Raw genomic sequence first — 18,458 nt, 5'->3', positions numbered from 1 at the left:
GTTCGTTTGGCATGATGTTAATCATAAATGTCTGGGTCATCTTGCGCTACGCTACGAGACTCACTGACGTTTTTTTAGCCACGTATCAATAATAGGTACTTCCATGTCGAGTAAGTTAGTACTGGTTCTGAACTGCGGTAGCTCCTCACTGAAATTCGCCATCATCGATGCGCTCAACGGTGAAGAGTACCTCTCTGGTTTGGCCGAATGTTTCCATCTTCCTGAAGCACGTCTGAAATGGAAAATGGACGGCAGCAAACAAGAAGCGGCTTTAGGTGCAGGCGCCGCTCACAGTGAAGCGCTGAACTTTATCGTTAACACTATTCTGGCACAAAAACCAGAACTGTCTGCTCAGCTGACTGCGATCGGCCACCGTGTAGTTCACGGCGGCGAGAAGTACACCGGCTCTGTAGTGATCGACGATTCCGTTATTCAGGGTATCAAAGACGCAGCCTCTTTTGCACCGCTGCACAACCCTGCACACCTGATCGGCATCGCGGAAGCGCTGAAATCCTTCCCGAATCTGAAAGACAAAAACGTCGCTGTCTTCGACACCGCGTTCCATCAGACCATGCCAGAAGAGTCTTACCTCTATGCCCTGCCGTACAGCCTGTACAAAGAGCACGGCGTTCGTCGTTACGGCGCACACGGCACCAGCCACTTCTATGTTACTCAGGAAGCGGCCAAGATTCTGAACAAACCTGTTGAAGAGCTGAACATCATCACTTGCCACCTGGGCAACGGTGGTTCTGTTTCTGCTATCCGCAACGGCGAGTGTGTTGATACTTCTATGGGTCTGACCCCGCTGGAAGGTCTGGTGATGGGTACGCGTTCCGGTGACATCGACCCGGCGATCATCTTCCACCTGCACGACACCCTGGGCATGAGCGTTGATGCAATCAACAAAATGCTGACCAAAGAGTCTGGCCTGCTGGGTCTGACCGAAGTCACCAGCGACTGCCGTTACGTTGAAGACAACTACACCACCAAAGCTGACGCTAAACGTGCAATGGACGTTTACTGCCACCGTCTGGCGAAATACATCGGTTCTTACACTGCACTGATGGATGGTCGTCTGGATGCGGTTATCTTCACCGGTGGTATCGGTGAGAACGCGGCAATGGTTCGTGAACTGTCCCTGGGCAAACTGGGCGTTCTGGGCTTCGATGTTGATCACGAACGTAACCTGGCTGCCCGTTTCGGCAAGTCTGGCTTCATCAACAAAGAAGGCACCCGCCCGGCTCTGGTTATCCCAACCAACGAAGAGCTGGTCATCGCGCAAGACGCGAACCGTCTGACTGCCTGATTCCACACCGCCAGCAATGCTGGCGGTGCTGTTTTGTACCCCGCCCACTGCGGCGGTAACCAAAAGAGGATAAACCGTGTCCCGTACTATTATGCTGATCCCTACCGGAACCAGCGTCGGCCTGACCAGCGTCAGCCTTGGCGTTATCCGTGCTATGGAACGCAAAGGCGTTCGCCTGAGCGTCTTTAAGCCTATCGCCCAGCCTCGTGCCGGTGGCGATGCGCCAGACCAGACCACCGCCATCGTGCGTGCGAATTCCGGTCTGCCAGCGGCTGAACCGCTGAAAATGAGCCACGTTGAGTCTCTGCTCTCCAGCAATCAGTCCGATGTGCTGATGGAAGAGATCATCGCTAACTACCACGCGAACGCGAAGGACGCGGAAGTGGTTCTGGTTGAAGGTCTGGTTCCGACGCGCAAACATCAGTTTGCTCAGTCTCTGAACTACGAAATCGCCAAAACCCTGAACGCTGAAATCGTGTTCGTGATGTCTCAGGGTACCGATACCCCGGAACAGCTGAACGAGCGCATTGAGCTGACTCGCAGCAGCTTCGGCGGCGCGAAAAACAGCAACATCACCGGCGTTATCGTTAACAAACTGAACGCACCGGTTGATGAGCAAGGCCGTACTCGCCCTGACCTGTCTGAAATTTTCGACGACTCTTCCAAAGCGAAGATCGTGAAAGTGGACCCTGCTCAGCTGAGCGCAAGCAGCCCGCTGCCAGTGCTGGGCGCGGTGCCGTGGAGCTTCGATCTGATCGCTACCCGTGCGATCGACATGGCGCGTCACCTGAATGCGACCGTGGTTAACGAAGGCGACATCAATACCCGCCGCGTGAAATCTGTGACCTTCTGTGCGCGCAGCATTCCGCACATGCTGGAACATTTCCGTGCAGGTTCCCTGCTGGTGACCTCCGCTGACCGTCCTGATGTGCTGGTTGCCGCCTGTCTGGCTGCGATGAACGGCGTTGAGATCGGTGCGATCCTGCTGACCGGCGCATACGAAATGGACCCTCGCGTAAGCAAGCTGTGCGAACGTGCGTTCGCCACCGGCCTGCCAGTGTTCATGGTGAACACCAACACCTGGCAGACCTCTCTGAGCCTGCAGAGCTTCAACCTCGAAGTCCCGGTTGATGACCATGAGCGTATCGAGAAAGTTCAAGAATACGTTGCAAGCTACATCAACGCTGACTGGGTTGAGTCTCTGACCGCAACCTCCGAGCGTAGCCGTCGTCTGTCTCCACCAGCATTCCGCTACCAGCTGACCGAGCTGGCACGTAAAGCCGGTAAACGCGTTGTTCTGCCAGAAGGCGACGAACCGCGTACCGTTAAAGCGGCTGCTATCTGTGCAGAGCGCGGCATCGCGACCTGCGTACTGCTGGGTAACCCAGATGAAATCACCCGCGTTGCAGCGTCTCAGGGCGTTGAGCTGGGTTCAGGTATCGAAATCGTCGATCCAGAAGTGGTTCGCGAGAGCTACGTTGCCCGTCTGGTTGAGCTGCGTAAGAGCAAAGGCATGACCGAAGCCGTTGCGCGCGAACAGCTGGAAGACAATGTGGTACTGGGTACCCTGATGCTGGAGCAGGACGAAGTTGACGGTCTGGTTTCTGGTGCAGTTCACACCACCGCGAACACCATCCGTCCACCGCTGCAGCTGATCAAAACGGCACCAGGTAGCTCGCTGGTCTCTTCTGTGTTCTTCATGCTGCTGCCTGAACAGGTTTATGTTTACGGTGACTGTGCGATCAACCCAGACCCAACTGCAGAACAGCTGGCTGAGATTGCTATCCAGTCTGCGGACTCCGCAATTGCCTTCGGTATCGAACCGCGCGTTGCGATGCTCTCCTACTCCACCGGCACCTCTGGTGCAGGTAGCGACGTAGAGAAAGTGCGTGAAGCGACGCGTCTGGCGCAGGAAAAACGTCCTGACCTGATGATCGATGGCCCGCTGCAGTACGACGCCGCCGTGATGGCTGACGTTGCGAAATCCAAAGCACCGAACTCTCCGGTTGCAGGTCGCGCGACCGTGTTCATCTTCCCGGATCTGAACACCGGTAACACCACCTACAAAGCGGTACAGCGTTCTGCCGACCTGATCTCCATCGGGCCGATGCTGCAGGGTATGCGCAAGCCGGTGAACGACCTGTCCCGTGGCGCACTGGTTGACGATATCGTCTACACCATCGCTCTGACCGCGATTCAGTCTTCACAGCAACAGCAGTAATGTTCTGAACGTTCTGTAAGCCCGGTAAGCGTCTGCACCACCGGGCAACAAAAAGGCGACCCTCTGGTCGCCTTTTTTAATTACAGCAGCTCTCGCGCCGCCGAGACAATATCGTGTGCCGTCAGGCCATACTCTTTCTGCAGGAAGTCCTGCGTGCCCACCTGACCATACCGCTCTTTCACGCCGACACGACGCATCGGGACCGGACAGGTTTCCACCAGCACTTCTGCCACCGCAGACCCCAGCCCGTTGTGAATACTGTGGTTTTCACAGGTCACAATCCGCCCGGTTTTCTCGGCGTAGTTTTTCACCAGCATCCGGTCGATAGGTTTCAGGGTAAACATGTCGATTACCGCCGCGCTGACCCCCTCCTGCTCGAGCTGACGAGCCGCTTCCAGCGCTTCCGCCACCATGATGCCGTTTGCAATCAGCGTGATATCGCTCCCCTCACGCAAGACGTTACCTTTGCCAATGGTAAAGGTCGATCCCGGTGCATAGACGCTTGGCGCCTGCTTACGGATGGTACGTACCCAGTAAAAACCCTCGAGATCGATAAGCTGGCGCAGCACGTCTTCGAACATCACCGCATCGGTCACTTCCAGTACTACCGAATGCGCCAGGCCGCGCACGATCCCCATATCCTCAAACGACATATGGGTGCCGCCATTGTGACAGGCCGTGACACCCGCATCCGAGGCAATGACTTTGACGTTATTGCGCTGATAATCCAGCGACATAAACAGCTGGTCAAAGCAGCGGCGGCTGGCGAAGGCCGTGAACGTATGCACAAAGGGTTTACGCCCGGTGAGCGATAGCCCGGCGGCCGTACCGATGACGTTGGCTTCCATAATGCCGCAGTTAATTACATGCTGCGGGTAATCCCGCGCCACGCCATCCATTGCCATTGAGCTCATCAGATCCGCTTCGAGAGCGATAATCTCACTTCCGGCTTCAATCTGGTTTGCCACGAAACCGGCGTAGACTTTACGCATCTCGATGGCATCTTTTTGTCCTGCGGGTGCAACCTTAATCATGTGCGGCCTCCAGTTGGCGAATCGTCTCATTCAGCGCGGCTTTGACGTCATCCGTCAGTCGCAGGTGGTGGGAGTTGCTTAGCTGCTCCAGATACGGCACGCCCTGCCCTTTGATGCTGTCGAGGATCACCACCAGCGGGCGGGCACCGGCGGCAGGCGGCAGCGAAACCACCTCCAGCAGTCCGGCCACGTCGTCCCCCTTGACCGTCACCACGTCAAAGCCAAAGGCACGGAACTTCCCTTCGAGATCGAACGCACAGATGATCTCATCCAGTTCGCCGTCGAGCTGCTGTTTGTTCCAGTCGACAAAAATGGTCAGATTGGTCAGCCGGTGGTGGGCGATAAACTGGAAGGCTTCCCAGCACTGCCCCTCGTTTAGCTCGCCGTCACCGACGATACTGAACACCCGGTTAGGACGCCCCGCCAGCTTATGCGATAGGGCCATCCCGCCAGCGATTGAAATTCCCTGCCCCAGCGAACCGGTAGTGGCATCCACGCCGCGCGTTTTCAGACGATCCGGGTGGCTCGGCAAACGCGTGCCGTTCTGGTTCAGCGTGCTCAGTTCTTCCACCGGGAAATAGCCTTTGATCGCCAGCGTGCTGTAAAGCGCCGGGCCAGCGTGCCCCTTGGAGAGCACGAAGTAATCGCGCTCTGGCCAGTCGGGATCGGCCGGGTCGATTTTCATCACCGCGCCGTAAAGCACCGCCAGCGTTTCCACCACCGACATACTGCCGCCGTAATGACCGAACCCCAGCTGCGTTAAGGATTTGAGCGTTTCCAGGCGGATCTCACGCGCCAGTCGGGTGACTTCTTTCACATTCATGATTTAGCTCCGGTGTTTTCCTGCGCGTTACCGCCCGCAGAGTTGTTTTTAGCGAACACGTTGTAGGCCACCAGCGCGGCGAACAGCGCAACGACGAGACCGGTAATGGCGAACGGAGACAGATAGCGCGCCAGATTGCCCAGCACGATGCCCACTGCGCCAAAATCAGCGTCTGAGAAGGTGGTGTTAGCGAAACCAATCGCCCCCAGCACCGGCAGCAACATCACCGGCAGGAAGGTAATCAGCAGGCCGTTGGCAAAGGCCCCAATCATCGCACCACGACGCCCGCCCGTAGCATTCCCGAACACCCCGGCAGTGGCACCGGTGAAGAAGTGTGGAACCACACCCGGCAGGATCAGCACCCAGCTAAACTGCCCACACAGGAACAGACCAACCAGACCGCCGAGGAAGCTGAACAGGAAGCCAATCAGCACGGCGTTAGGCGCATAGGGATAGACCACCGGGCAGTCGAGGGCCGGACGCGCGTTCGGGACCAGTTTTTCGGAAAAGCCGGTAAAGGCCGGGACAATCTCCGCCAGAATCAGACGCACACCCTGCAGGATGATGAACACCCCCGCCGCGAAGGTGATCGCCATGATAATTGCGTAAACCAGGTAGTTTTGACCGCCGCTGAAGGTCGCTTCGACATACTCACGCCCGGCGCTGACGGCCATAATCAGGTAGATGATCATCATGGTCAGCGAGATAGAGATTGAGCTGTCGCGCAGGAAGCTGAGGTTCTTTGGCAGATTCATCTCTTCCGTTGAGCGCGAGCCTTTCCCGCATTTGCTGCCGATCCAGCCGGAAAGCACGTAGCCCAGCGTACCGAAGTGGCCAAACGCGATATCGTCATTACCGGTGATGCGCTTCATGTAGCGTTGCGCCAGCGCCGGGAAGAACGCCATGACCAGACCGAGAATCAGCGAGCCGGTAAAGACCAGGCCGATACCCTCAAACCCGGCGACGGTCAGGATCACGCCGATCATGCAAGCCATGTAGAACGTGTGGTGCCCGGTCAGGAAGATGTACTTCAGTCGGGTAAAGCGAGCGACAATAATATTCGCTACCATCCCGAAGGCCATAATCAGCGCCGTAGATGCGCCATATTTCTCTAGCGCAATGGACACAATGGCTTCGTTATTCGGAATAATGCCCTGAATATTAAAGGCGTGTTCAAACATTCCCCCTAAGGGATTTAAGGAGCCGACCAGCACCGTAGCACCGCCGCCCAGAACAATAAAACCGAGAATGGTTTTAATGGTGCCTTTCACCACATCCGAAAACGGTTTTTTCTGGGCTACCAGTCCAATTAAGGCAATTAAGCCCACCAGCACTGAGGGTACTTTTAAAATATCAACAACGAAATTCAACGTTTCGATTATAAACATATCCACCTCACCGTTTACAGGGTGTTATCAGGATGATTGTTTTGCGAACCAGGCGCTGAGTTGCGCTTCAAGTTCATTGATATCAATAATGTTGTTGATGACCACCAGCTGGCTTTCCGGCACGCTCGCGCTGGCAGCAATGTCTTTCGCCATCACGAACACATCGGCAGCACCCGGTGTGGCCGAAGAGAGATCGGAGTGCTCAACCTCAGCCTGGATATTTAATTTTTTTAGCACTTTTTTGATATTCATTTCGACCATGAAACTACTGCCCAGGCCGGAGCCGCAAATCGCCATAATTTTCATTGTTATGCCTTTTTTGAGTAGAGTGCGCCCGCATCACGCATCAGCGTAATGAGTTAATTAATCGGAATGGGTAATAACGTCAGAAGCGTTCGATAATGGCTTTTATTTCCTCCCGCGTATTTACGTTATGCAGTTCGGCCAAATCATCGTCACTGGAAAATAACTCGGCCAGCGCGGAGATCATTTCGATATGGCTGTGTTTATCGGGTGCAGCCAGCATGATAATAATATCTACCGGATCGAACTCTCCGGCACCGAATGCGACTCCCTGCTTAAGTTTTAATAATGAGAGGCCAAGCCCTTTCGCCCCTTCTTCTGGCCGCGCATGCGGCATCGCCAGCCCTGGTGCCAGCACGTAATACGGTCCTAACTTATGATGCTGTTCGACAATCGCCGTCACATAATCCGGGGAAATCACGTTCATCTCCAGCAGCGGTCTGGCGCAAAGCTCCAGCGCCTGCGGCCAGTTTTCAACGCTCTCTTCCAGGGTGATGGTTGCATCATGTATCCATTTTTTGAGCATGTTTTCCTCCCGGCCTGATATCAACAATGAGCAAACTTTATGCAAGGCTATCACGGATAGCTGCGATCAAGATCACAAAGATAGCGCTACCAATTTCTAACGTTCAAATTTGTGATAGCGCTATCAAATTACAAACCGCACCTTAAATCACAGTAAAAAAAGGGAGTTAAGGCGTATACTGATTTTTACGTGAAGTGAAGGAAGATAACAAAACGCGACTGGTCACCAGGAATTTGTATGTCTCTAACCCGAAAACGACGTAGTACCGGCAAAGTGACAATCTCTGATGTCGCTCAGCTTGCCGGAGTGGGTACTATGACGGTGTCCCGCGCATTGCGCACGCCAGAGCAGGTTTCCGATAAGCTACGAGAAAAAATTGATGCAGCGGTGCAGGAGCTGGGTTATATGCCCAATCTTGCAGCCAGTGCGCTGGCGTCAGCATCATCCAGGACCATTGCCATGGTCGTCCCCAATCTTGCAGAAGACGGATGTTCCGATATGTTCGCCGGGCTGCAGCAAATCCTGCAACCGGCCGGATACCAGATTATGCTGGCCGAATCTCAGCACCGTCCTGAGCAGGAAGAGAAACTGCTCGAAACACTGCTCGCTTCTAACATTGCGGCCGCCATTTTGCTCAGCGCGGAACACACGGATACCGTCCGCCACTGGCTAAAAAACGCCTCTATACCGGTGATGGAAATGGGGGCGATGCGCGCCGATCCGCTGGATATGAATATTGGAATCGACAACGTCGCGGCGATGTACGAACTCACCGAACTGGTGATTCAGCGCGGCTATCAGAACATCGGTCTGCTGTGCGCCAATCAGGAGCAGTGGATTTTCCAGCAGCACCTGCAGGGCTGGTATAAGGCGATGTTGCGCCACCATATGTCGCCGAATCGGGTGATAAATGCCGCACTGCCGCCGAATTTCTCAACGGGTGCGTCGCAGCTGCCGGAGTTTTTACTTGCCTGGCCGGAACTGGATGCGCTGGTCTGCGTCTCCGACGAACTGGCGTGCGGCGTGTTGTATGAGTGTCAGCGCCGGCGCATCAAAGTACCGGATGACCTGGCGGTGGTGGGTTTTGGCGATAGCGACGTCAGCCGCGTCTGTCAGCCGCCGCTGACGACGATGGCGGTGCCACATCGTAAGATTGGTGTTGAAGCGGGACGCGCGCTGCTGGAGCGCTTGAATGACAGCGACTGGCGCGATCAGAAACCGATCGCCTCCAGTCTGTGTTTGCGGGAGAGTTGCTGAGGTTTACTCAGCCTGCTCCTGCTTCTCAGGTTTTGCGGACTCGTTTTTGGCGTTGCGGCTCATCCACAGCGCCAGAGCTTTCAGTGAATCCGGAGTGAACTCATCACAACGTGCGGTGATCTCTTCTGGCGTCATCCAGCTTACTTCACTCACCTCTTCTTCCTGAAGCGCGAAGGGACCGTGGGACACACAGCTAAACAATCCGCCCCAGACGCGACAATGTGGGTCTTCAAAGTAGAACAGACCGTGCTCAGCAAAAGGCACACCGGCAATGCCCAGCTCCTCTTCTGCCTCACGACGCGCAGAGTCCAGCAGAATTTCATCGGCCTGGACCACGCCACCTGCCGTAGCATCGAGCATGCCCGGGAGAAAATCTTTCGTGTCAGTACGTCGCTGTACCAGGATCTTGCCCATTCCATCGTGAACAACGATGTAAGTTGCGCGGTGACGCAGACGTTCAGCCCGCATTTGCTCGCGGCTCGCCTGTGCGATCACTTCATTGTCTTCGCTGACAATGTCAACCCACTCTGTACTTGCCAAATGACTCTGCTCCACCATCGGGAACCCTTCTCGTTAAGCGCTCTTTTGGCGCGTTTGACTTTTGAGGTGTAACTTACGGATTAATGCTGACCTGCGCAATAACTTGCTGATCATTAAGTGCGATAACGCGTAATAGATTCTCCTCCAGCATGCCGTAGCTGGGGATATTCCCCCCTTTCGGAATACTGACGGAGCCAGGATTGAAATGCACGATATCTCCGTGCCTCGACGCCACCGGAATATGAGTATGACCGTAAACCAGCACATCGCCAGTCGAGAGCGGCGGCAAATTATCCGGGCTAAAAAGATGTCCGTGGGTCAAAAACAGGCGGTTCTGGCCCAGCAACACCTGCTGCCAGGGGGCAGTCATCGGGAAGTGAAGTAACATCTGATCGACTTCACTGTCGCAGTTGCCGCGCACCGCGATGATTTTATCCGCATACTGATTCAGTTTGTCCGCCACCTGCGCGGGAGCGTAGCCGTCAGGAAGCGCATTACGCGGCCCGTGGTTAAGCACATCGCCGAGGATAATCAGCCACTGCGCCCCGCTTTGCACAAAGCGTTCAAGTACGCGCTCCGTCGCGGGCAGCGATCCGTGAATATCCGATGCAAACATGAGTTTCATCAGTGACTCCTTTCAAATGATCACTGCCCTATCATACCTGAACCCACGGGGTTTATCAGCCTGCACGCTTTGCCGACAGCGCGACAAAACGCTGCACGGAGGCGCGCTGCCACTGGAAGGAGGCATAGTCGGCCAGCGCCTGTGGAACGGCGTCGCCATTCAGTACCAGGCGGTTAAGCATCAGCGCCAGATCCGCATCGGCAATACACCATTCGCCAAACAGGTTCGGGTTGCCGTGTTCCAACAGTTTCGTGGCCGTTTCGAAGAGCTTACTGGCGCTCGCCTCACCCGCTTCGTTGAGCGCAGGCATTTTCGCACCGCCAAAGATCACGTCTGTCGCACGCTGCTCACGAATCGGCACCAGATCGCTCCTGAGCCACGCCTGGATCTGTCGCGCCCGCGCGCGTTTTTGCAGATCGTGGGGATAGATACGCTCCCACTCCGGCGGCGCAAAGCGATCTTCGAGATACTCATCAATGGCTGAGGATTCACTCAGCTCAAACCCGTCGATTTCCAGCACCGGTACACGGCGCGTCAGCGCGTAACCCTGCCACTGCGGTTTAAGGTGATCGCCGCGATCCAGATCAACGGTTTTGAGGTTGAATGTCAGCCCCTTCTCCGCCAGCGCGACATACACACTCATGACATACGGCGAAAAAAAGTTGGCATCGGACCACAGGGTAATCGCAGGTTGGCTCATAACATCCTCATCGGCTGAACGGTTTTCATCCAACATATAATCTCTTTGCGTTCCTGTCACTTGATGAAAACTCACGATTTATGCGCAGCGCCTATACTCGTTTTTAAGGCCTGAAATAATCTAATGACAGGAGTTGAGATGATAGACCTCTATTTTGCCCCGACCCCTAACGGTCACAAGATCACGCTCTTTCTGGAAGAAACTCAGCTGGATTATCGCATTATCAAAGTGGATATCAGCAAGGGCGATCAGTTCCGGGCTGATTTTCTGGCCATTTCGCCCAACAATAAAATTCCCGCGATTGTCGATACCTCCCCTGTGGATGGCGGCAGGCCGCTGAGCCTGTTTGAATCGGGTGAGATCCTGCTCTATCTGGCGGAAAAAACCGGCAAATTGCTGAGCGGTGAGCTGCGTGAGCGACACCACACGCTGCAATGGCTGTTCTGGCAGGCGAGCGGTCTGGGGCCGAGCCTGGGACAAAACCACCACTTTAACCATTTTGCCCCGCAGCCCATTCCTTACGCCATTGAGCGCTATCAGGTGGAAACCCAGCGTCTTTACGGGGTGCTGAACAAGCGGCTGGAAAAATCCCCGTGGCTTGGCGGCGATCATTACAGCATCGCGGATATCGCATGCTGGCCGTGGATCAACGCCCATCTGCGTCAGCGAATCGATCTGGCCACTTACCCTGCCGTGAACAACTGGTTCGAGCGGATCCGCACCCGCCCGGCGACGGAGCGCGCGATGCAGAAGGCTCAGCAAATTTAGGTACCCGTCGGATTGGGCGCGCCCAAAATCCTCATGTATTATGGTGCGAATAACAAACAGAGGAAGCCTGCAATGTCTCAGCATGACGCTATTATTCGTATAAAAAACTTACGCTTACGCACTTTTATCGGTATCAAAGACGAAGAGATCGAAAACCGTCAGGACATCGTGATTAATGTCGTTATTCACTACCCGGCCGACAAGGCCCGCGCCAGTGAAGATATCAACGACGCCCTGAACTATCGCACCATTACCAAGAACATCATTAAGTACGTTGAGAATAACCGTTTCTCTTTGCTGGAAAAATTAACTCAGGATGTGCTCGATATCGCACGCGAACATCACTGGGTCACTTATGCTGAAGTAGAAATCGACAAACTTCACGCGCTGCGTTACGCCGACTCGGTCTCTATGACCCTAAGCTGGCAACGCTAAGCGCCTCCAGGAGGTGGTATGAAGATTCTGGTGACTGGCGGTACCGGCCTGATTGGCCGTCATCTCATTTCGCGCTTGCAGGTGCTGAAACACGACATCACCGTGGTGACGCGCAACGCGGATAAAGCGCGTCAGGTGCTCGGCAATAACGTCGATATCTGGAAAGGGCTGGCTGAACAGCAGAATCTGGACGGTTTCGACGCCGTCATCAACCTCGCCGGTGAGCCTATCGCCGACAAACGCTGGACCGAAGAGCAGAAACAGCGGCTGTGTGACAGCCGCTGGAACACCACTCAAAAGCTGATCGATCTGTTCCACGCCAGCGCAACGCCTCCGTCGGTTCTGATTTCCGGCTCGGCGGCAGGCTATTACGGCGATCTCGGCGAAGTCGTCGTTACCGAAGAAGAGCCACCGCATAACGAATTTACCCACAAACTCTGCGCCCGCTGGGAGCAAATCGCCTGCGGGGCGCAGAGTGACGCCACCCGCGTTTGTCTGCTCAGAACCGGCGTGGTGCTAGCACCGAAGGGCGGAATTCTGGCGAAGATGCTCCCGGTGTTTAAACTTGGCCTGGGCGGCCCGATGGGCAACGGGCGCCAGTATCTGGCCTGGATTCATATCGACGATATGGTTAACGGCATTCTGTGGCTGCTGGATAACGATCTGCGCGGCCCGTTCAATATGGTTGCACCCTACCCGGTGCGAAACGAACAGTTTGCCCATGCGCTGGGCCACGCCCTGAAACGCCCGGCGGTGCTTCGCGCCCCTGCGACGGCCATCCGCCTGTTGATGGGGGAATCGTCAGTGCTGGTGCTGGGCGGGCAGCGCGCCCTGCCAAAACGGCTGGAGGCGTCGGGATTTGCCTTCCGCTGGTACGACTTAGAAGAAGCCCTGGGAGATGTGGTGGGTTAAATCTGCCGTGTCGCTTATGGTAGAGTCGTACGTCAGACTCCCCAGAATGGCGACACTATGGCGACAATCACCACTCCCCGACTTCAGCTTTCCCCCTTTAAACCCTCCGACTGGGCGTTCTTCCGCTCCCTGCGCGAAGATCGCGCGATCATGCGTTATATGGCGGCCATTGCGCCTGAAAAAGAGACCCGGCGCCTGTTCGCCATTCGCCTGGCTGCGCCCCATACCTTTGTGATTCGCGCCCACGGCAACGACACACCGCTCGGCGATATTGGCCTGCAAATCAGCGCGAAATTCCGTGAAGAGGCAGATATCGGCTATACGGTGATCCCTCAGGCACAGGGCAAAGGCTATGCCAGCGAAGCGCTACGGGCGGTGTGCGACTATGCGTTCAGCCAGGCGGGCGTGAAAGCGATTAATGCCTATGTGCTGGCGGATAACGCCGGTTCGGTGCGGGTGCTGGAGAAGCAGGGATTTGTGCGTACTCAGGTGCTGGAAAAGGCCTATGAGATTAATGGCGTGCGCTACGACGACTGGGTGTATCGGCTGGAGTGTGGTGCGGTGTGAATTGCCGGGCGGCACGGTCTTTGCCCGGCGATGATATGCGTTTTGCAGGCCCGGTAAACTCAACGCCACCGGGCACCGACATTACTTGAGCGAGCCTTTCAGGAACTGCTGCAAACGCGGGCTTTTCGGGTTCGCCAGCACCTCATCAGGATGCCCTTGCTCTTCGATGACGCCCTGATGCAGGAAGATAACGTGGTTCGAGACGTTACGGGCAAAGCCCATCTCGTGCGTCACCACCACCATCGTTTTCCCCTCTTCGGCCAGCTTCTGCATAATGCGCAGCACTTCGCCCACCAGCTCAGGATCGAGCGCCGAGGTCGGCTCATCAAACAGCAGAACTTCCGGCTCCATCGCCAGCGCGCGGGCGATAGAGACACGCTGCTGCTGACCGCCGGACAAATGCACCGGGTACTTAATCTGCTGACGTTCGTCGATACCCACTTTCGCCAGGTATTTCACCGCACGTTCACGCGCTTCCTGTTTGCTTAAGCCCAGCACCTGAATCGGCGCTTCCATGACGTTCTCCAGCACCGTCATATGGCTCCAGAGGTTAAAGTGCTGGAACACCATCGTCAGACGCGTGCGCAGCAGACGCAGCTGATTTTTATCCGCCACTTTCAGCTGCCCGTCTTTGTCGCGCACCAGGTTGATATTTTGCCCGCTGACGATAATCGACCCTTCGCTCGGCTTTTCGAGGAAGTTAATGCAGCGCAGGAAGGTACTTTTTCCCGAACCGGATGAGCCAATAATACTGATCACATCGCCCGCATTCGCCTGCAGCGATACCCCTTTCAGCACTTCATGTTCGCCGTAGCGTTTGTGCAGATCGATAACGTTTAATTTATTTTCAGACATCGTTTTCTCAGTGCGTCGAAGTAGGTTTCATGTGCTGCAACCAGCGTTTTTCTGCCTTGCGGAACAGGCTAATCAGGACGTACGAAATAATCAAATACAGCACCGCGGCGATGCCAAAGGCGGTAAAGGGCTGGTAAGTCGCCGAGTTAATATCCCGCGCGATTTTCAGCAGGTCCGGCACCGTCGCGGTAAACGCCAGGGCGGTGGAGTGCAGCATCAGGATCACTTCGTTGCTGTATGCCGGCAGCGCGATACGCAGTGCGGAAGGCATAATAATGCAGCGATAGAGCTTCACCGATGAGAAACCATAGGCGCGCGCCGCTTCAATCTCACCGTAAGGCACAGAACGAATGGCACCGGCGAAGATTTCCGTGGTGTACGCGCAGGTGTTTAGCGTCAGCGCCAGCACGGTACAGTTCAGGCCACTGCGAAAGAACGCGTTCAGCATTTCGGTGCCTTTGACTATTTCCAGCGTGTACATGCCGGAGTAAAAGACCAGCAGCTGGACGTACAGCGGCGTGCCGCGAAAAATATAGGTAAACAGCCAAATCGGGAAGCGAATGTATTTGTTTTCCGATACGCGGCCAATGGATAAAAACACCGCCAGAATCCCGCCCATCACCACTGACGAAATCAGCAGCCACAGGGTAATCGCGACGCCGGTAAAGCGGTAGCCATCGGTCCACAGCAGCGATTTCCAGTATTCCTGAATAATCTCAATCACAGGTCAGCCCTCTTCACACCCACGGAGTAGCGACGTTCGAGAAGAAGCAGCACACCATTGGAGACGGTAGTAAACACCAGATAAATCACGCCGCACACGACGGCAAAATAGAAGGGTTCCCAGGTGCTCTTACCCGCAAGCTGCGTGGCTTTCACCACATCTTCCAGACCGAGGAGGGACACCAGTGCCGTCGCTTTTAGGATCACCTGCCAGTTGTTACCGATGCCCGGTAAGGCAAAGCGCATCATGGCCGGGAACATAATCCGACGGAAAATTTGTGAGGAGGTAAAACCGAAGGCGGTGGCTGCCTCGATATGGCCTTTTGGTACGGCCATGTATGCGCCGCGGAAGGTTTCCGTGAAATAGGCGCCGTAAATAAAGCCAAGGGTGATAATACCGGCCACCATCGGGTCGATATCAATCTGCGACATTCCCACGGCATCCGTCACGCCGTTGAGCGCAATCTGCAGACCATAGAAAATGAGCAGCATCAGGACCAGATCGGGCACACCGCGAATCAGCGTGGTGTAGCCTTCAAAAATTAATGCCAGTACCCGATTACTTGAGAGTTTCGCTCCCGCACCCGCCAGGCCTATCAGCACCGCCAGCACCACTGAACTGATGGCCAGTTCGAGGGTGACAAGCGCGCCTTGTAAAATAACGCCAGAAAATCCGTACAGCATAAGGCCTGCCCTGTCGTGAGTGGTCACACCGTGTCTTTTCCCCTCCCGGAACGCGGGAGGGGCCGCACGTTATTTAACGGGGCGATTAGCCGCCGTAGACATCAAAGTCGAAGTATTTCTTCGCCAGTTTTTCGTAAGTGCCGTCTGCGCGCATTTCGGCAAAGGCCTTGTTCAGTGCTTCGCGCAGTTCGTTGTCTTCTTTACGCAGGCCCATGCCGGTGCCGACGCCAAAGAGTTTCTCGTCCTTAATGGACGGACCGCCGAACTTGTAATCTTTCCCTACAGGCTGCTTCAGGAAACCTTCGCTAGCGGCCACTTCGTCCTGGAACGCCGCATCGATACGGCCAGCAGTCAGGTCAGCGTAGATATTTTCCTGGCCCTGGTAGGAGACGATCTCGATGCCTTTCGGCGCCCAGTGCTCATTGCCGTAGGTTTCCTGGGTGGTGCCCTGCAGCACACCCACGCGTTTGCCTTTCAGTGACTCAAGCGTTGGCTGAATGTCAGAAGACTTAGCGACCACCAGACGAGAATCCGCCGCATAGAGTTTGTCGGTGAAGGCAATCTCCTGCTGACGTTTTTCGGTGATGGAGAGTGAGGACATAATTACGTCGATTTTCTTTGCTTTCAGCGAGGGGATCAGCGCATCCAGTGGGTTCTCAACGTAGGTGCATTGGGTTTTGATGCGTTTGCACAGCTCATTGGCGATATCGATGTCAAAACCGACCAGTTCACCTTTCGAATTCTTCGATTCGAACGGGGCATAAGTCGGATCGGTACCGATACGGATTTTTTGCGGAATGGCGGCAAAAGCTGCGGTAGCGCTGGAAAATGCCAGCACCAGAGAAAGCGACAACACCAGTTTTTTCATGTTTATCCTCAACAGACTGTCTTCTTACGGGATTTTACAACGGGGGAGTGCCATTAATGTGCCATTAATCCCCCTGGCAAGGCAAAGTATAAAGCCCGCCAGATGGAAATTTTTGCATCATAAATGCTTAACTATGCACTCAGCAACCCAAAATGGTGCGTCTTTTGCACCATTTTGGATCATGCAGACGCAGTGCCCCGTCAGTGACGATCAATCCCCGTAGACGTTGAAGTCGAAGTACTTCTTCGCCAGCTTGTCGTAGGTGCCGTCTTTGCGCAGTTCGGCAAAGGCTTTGTCGAATGCCGCTTTCAGCTCTTTGTCGTCTTTACGTAAGCCAATCCCAGTGCCATCGCCGAAGTATTTTTTGTCTTTCACCGACGGGCCAGCAAAGGCGAACTCTTTACCTGCGGGTTGTTTCAGGAAGCCTTCGCTGGCGGCCACTTCGTCCTGGAATGCGGCATCCAGACGCCCTGCTGCGAGGTCAGAGTAGATCAGATCCTGGTTCTGATAGGCAACCACATCGACGCCTTTTTCGCGCCAGTCAGCATTAGCAAACCCTTCCTGAGTGGAGCCTTGAAGCACACCCACATGTTTGCCTTTCAGCGACTCGATGGTCGGCTGAATCGGAGAGCCTTTCGCCGCGATCAGACGGGAATCTGCCGCGTAGAGCTTGTCAGAGAAGGCGATTTCCTGCTGACGTTTTTCGGTAATGGAGAGCGAGGAGATAATGGCATCGATTTTCTTGGCTTTCAGCGACGGGATTAACGCATCAAAATCGCTGCCCACCCATGTGCATTTCACCTGCATGCGCTTGCACATTTCATTACCCAAATCGATATCAAAGCCGACAAAGTCGCCTTTCGCATCCTTGGACGAGAATGGCGCGTAAGTGGCGTCTGTACCGATGCGCACTGTCTGAGGAAGTGCTGCATAGCTGCTCGCTGCCGCACTTAATCCCCCCAGCAGAGACAGAGCCAGAACCGTCTTCTTCATACATTTACCCTCAAGTGTCGTGATTTTATTATGGTTTGTGTTGTGTGTTGGATAGCAGGCGTTCTCTTGCAGGTCTTATGCCATATTGCCGACTGGTCAAAAAATCGACGTTAAATATGTTAATAAAACGTTGCGATATTGCCTTAATAGTGAAGATAGCAGGTCTGCCAAACGAACCGGAGGGGGAAAAAGGGAAAAAAGGAATTAAATGTCGAGGATATGATCGCGGTTGCATAATTGCCCCGAGAAGGGGCAACCAGGCTTATCATGCACCCAAACGGGGCGACGGGTTATGCGCCCTGCCAGCGCGCGAACAGATCTTCCGGCAGGTCGATATCAAACTGATCCAGTACGCGGTTTACGGTCTGGTTAATCACGTCGTCGAGGGTTTGCGGGCGATGATAGAACGCCGGAACCGGCGGCATAATGACCGCGCCCAGCTCCGCCGCCTGCGTCATCAGACGCAAATGGCCGAGATGCAGCGGCGTTTCGCGCACGCACAGCACCAGCGTGCGGCGCTCTTTCAGCACCACGTCGGCCGCGCGGGTCACGAGAGTGTCCGTATAGCTGTTGACGATGCCTGAGAGGGTTTTAATGGAACAGGGCAGGATAACCATGCCGGCAGTTTTAAACGAGCCAGAGGAGATGCTGGCGGCGATATCGCGGGCATCGTGCACCACGTCGGCCAGAGCCTGAACATCGCGCAGAGAAAAATCGGTTTCGAGGGAAAGGGTCTGACGCGCCGCCTGGCTCATCACCAGATGGGTCTGGACATCCGCCACGTCGCGCAGCACCTGGAGCAGACGTACGCCGTAAATGGCGCCACTGGCACCGGAGATCCCTACAATGAGTTGTTTCATGATTTCGCCCTTTCTTGCTTCAGGGCAGACTTTGCAGGATTTTGCGGGGAGTTGCAAGTGAGGGCATCCG

21 protein-coding genes are annotated in these 18,458 nt (G+C 55.1%); 7 read left to right on the top strand and 14 right to left on the bottom strand.

Annotated elements, in window-relative coordinates; genetic code table 11:
- The first annotated feature begins 103 nt into the window (after positions 1–103).
- Complete coding sequence (gene ackA, locus F153LOC_RS01070; protein WP_100779444.1) at positions 104–1,306, top strand: acetate kinase; 1,203 nt, start codon at positions 104–106, stop codon at positions 1,304–1,306.
- Between the two features lie 76 nt (positions 1,307–1,382).
- The gene (pta, locus tag F153LOC_RS01065) at positions 1,383–3,527 is read left to right on the top strand and encodes a phosphate acetyltransferase (RefSeq protein WP_100779443.1); all 2,145 of its coding nucleotides are present in this window, start codon (positions 1,383–1,385) and stop codon (positions 3,525–3,527) included.
- Positions 3,528–3,607: 80 nt separating this feature from the next.
- On the opposite strand, the gene F153LOC_RS01060 is transcribed toward pta, so the two are convergent.
- From F153LOC_RS01060 to F153LOC_RS01040, 5 genes are all read right to left on the bottom strand, one after another.
- Positions 3,608–4,561 carry a transketolase family protein gene (locus F153LOC_RS01060; RefSeq protein ID WP_100779442.1) on the bottom strand — a complete coding sequence of 318 codons (954 nt, stop codon included), beginning with the start codon at positions 4,559–4,561 and terminating at the stop codon, positions 3,608–3,610.
- The gene (locus tag F153LOC_RS01055) at positions 4,554–5,384 is read right to left on the bottom strand and encodes a transketolase (protein ID WP_100779441.1); all 831 of its coding nucleotides are present in this window, start codon (positions 5,382–5,384) and stop codon (positions 4,554–4,556) included. The genes F153LOC_RS01060 and F153LOC_RS01055 overlap by 8 nt, the downstream gene beginning before the upstream one ends.
- A complete protein-coding gene (locus F153LOC_RS01050) occupies positions 5,381–6,772 on the bottom strand; it encodes a PTS ascorbate transporter subunit IIC (protein ID WP_102104907.1) in 1,392 nt (463 codons plus the stop codon). Before F153LOC_RS01050 ends, F153LOC_RS01055 begins: the two co-directional genes overlap by 4 nt.
- Before the next feature lie 27 nt (positions 6,773–6,799).
- Positions 6,800–7,078 (bottom strand): PTS sugar transporter subunit IIB, encoded by a 279-nt coding sequence (locus F153LOC_RS01045; RefSeq protein ID WP_100779439.1) that lies wholly within the window; start codon positions 7,076–7,078, stop codon positions 6,800–6,802.
- Between the two features lie 79 nt (positions 7,079–7,157).
- The gene (locus F153LOC_RS01040; protein ID WP_102104908.1) at positions 7,158–7,601 is read right to left on the bottom strand and encodes a PTS sugar transporter subunit IIA; all 444 of its coding nucleotides are present in this window, start codon (positions 7,599–7,601) and stop codon (positions 7,158–7,160) included.
- A 237-nt stretch (positions 7,602–7,838) separates the two neighbouring features.
- On the opposite strand from F153LOC_RS01040, the gene F153LOC_RS01035 reads away from it, so the two are divergent.
- Complete coding sequence (locus F153LOC_RS01035) at positions 7,839–8,858, top strand: LacI family DNA-binding transcriptional regulator (protein ID WP_100779437.1); 1,020 nt, start codon at positions 7,839–7,841, stop codon at positions 8,856–8,858.
- A gap of 3 nt (positions 8,859–8,861) precedes the next feature.
- Here F153LOC_RS01035 and yfcD read toward each other — a convergent pair whose 3' ends face one another.
- The 3 genes from yfcD to yfcF are packed head-to-tail and all read right to left on the bottom strand — an operon-like array spanning position 8,862 to position 10,723.
- Complete coding sequence (gene yfcD / locus F153LOC_RS01030) at positions 8,862–9,416, bottom strand: NUDIX hydrolase YfcD (protein WP_100779436.1); 555 nt, start codon at positions 9,414–9,416, stop codon at positions 8,862–8,864.
- A gap of 55 nt (positions 9,417–9,471) precedes the next feature.
- Positions 9,472–10,023, bottom strand: coding sequence for a phosphodiesterase (gene yfcE / locus F153LOC_RS01025; protein WP_146003447.1), 552 nt, complete (start codon positions 10,021–10,023; stop codon positions 9,472–9,474).
- Positions 10,024–10,078: 55 nt separating this feature from the next.
- Positions 10,079–10,723, bottom strand: coding sequence for a glutathione transferase (gene yfcF, locus F153LOC_RS01020; protein ID WP_102105008.1), 645 nt, complete (start codon positions 10,721–10,723; stop codon positions 10,079–10,081).
- A gap of 138 nt (positions 10,724–10,861) precedes the next feature.
- Between yfcF and yfcG the strand changes: the two genes are divergently transcribed.
- The 4 genes from yfcG to F153LOC_RS01000 all read left to right on the top strand — a co-directional run bounded on the left by yfcG (position 10,862) and on the right by F153LOC_RS01000 (position 13,405).
- Complete coding sequence (gene yfcG, locus F153LOC_RS01015; RefSeq protein ID WP_100779434.1) at positions 10,862–11,491, top strand: GSH-dependent disulfide bond oxidoreductase; 630 nt, start codon at positions 10,862–10,864, stop codon at positions 11,489–11,491.
- 72 nt (positions 11,492–11,563) lie between these two features.
- Entirely contained in the window at positions 11,564–11,926 is a 363-nt protein-coding gene (gene folX / locus F153LOC_RS01010; protein WP_100779433.1) for a dihydroneopterin triphosphate 2'-epimerase, read from the top strand.
- Between the two features lie 18 nt (positions 11,927–11,944).
- Complete coding sequence (locus F153LOC_RS01005; protein ID WP_102104910.1) at positions 11,945–12,838, top strand: TIGR01777 family oxidoreductase; 894 nt, start codon at positions 11,945–11,947, stop codon at positions 12,836–12,838.
- Between the two features lie 57 nt (positions 12,839–12,895).
- Positions 12,896–13,405 (top strand): GNAT family N-acetyltransferase, encoded by a 510-nt coding sequence (locus F153LOC_RS01000; RefSeq protein ID WP_102104911.1) that lies wholly within the window; start codon positions 12,896–12,898, stop codon positions 13,403–13,405.
- Between the two features lie 81 nt (positions 13,406–13,486).
- On the opposite strand, the gene hisP is transcribed toward F153LOC_RS01000, so the two are convergent.
- From hisP to F153LOC_RS00970, 6 genes are all read right to left on the bottom strand, one after another.
- Positions 13,487–14,260: a histidine ABC transporter ATP-binding protein HisP gene (gene hisP / locus F153LOC_RS00995; RefSeq protein ID WP_102104912.1), complete on the bottom strand. Its 774-nt coding sequence runs from the start codon at positions 14,258–14,260 to the stop codon at positions 13,487–13,489.
- Between the two features lie 7 nt (positions 14,261–14,267).
- Positions 14,268–14,984, bottom strand: a complete 717-nt coding sequence (locus F153LOC_RS00990; RefSeq protein WP_100779429.1) for an ABC transporter permease — start codon at positions 14,982–14,984, stop codon at positions 14,268–14,270.
- Positions 14,981–15,667: a histidine ABC transporter permease HisQ gene (locus F153LOC_RS00985; protein ID WP_102104913.1), complete on the bottom strand. Its 687-nt coding sequence runs from the start codon at positions 15,665–15,667 to the stop codon at positions 14,981–14,983. The genes F153LOC_RS00990 and F153LOC_RS00985 overlap by 4 nt, the downstream gene beginning before the upstream one ends.
- An 85-nt stretch (positions 15,668–15,752) precedes the next feature.
- Entirely contained in the window at positions 15,753–16,535 is a 783-nt protein-coding gene (hisJ, locus tag F153LOC_RS00980) for a histidine ABC transporter substrate-binding protein HisJ (protein WP_100779427.1), read from the bottom strand.
- Positions 16,536–16,745: 210 nt separating this feature from the next.
- Positions 16,746–17,528 (bottom strand): lysine/arginine/ornithine ABC transporter substrate-binding protein ArgT, encoded by a 783-nt coding sequence (gene argT / locus F153LOC_RS00975; RefSeq protein WP_102104914.1) that lies wholly within the window; start codon positions 17,526–17,528, stop codon positions 16,746–16,748.
- Positions 17,529–17,818: 290 nt separating this feature from the next.
- Complete coding sequence (locus tag F153LOC_RS00970) at positions 17,819–18,388, bottom strand: UbiX family flavin prenyltransferase (RefSeq protein WP_102104915.1); 570 nt, start codon at positions 18,386–18,388, stop codon at positions 17,819–17,821.
- Between the last annotated feature and the right edge of the window lie 70 nt (positions 18,389–18,458).

It is taken from the genome of Lelliottia sp. F153 (assembly GCF_002870005.1).
GTDB lineage: Bacteria > Pseudomonadota > Gammaproteobacteria > Enterobacterales > Enterobacteriaceae > Enterobacter > Enterobacter nimipressuralis.
Note: the sequence above shows the minus strand (reverse complement) of the source record. Positions and strands in the feature narration are given on the sequence as shown.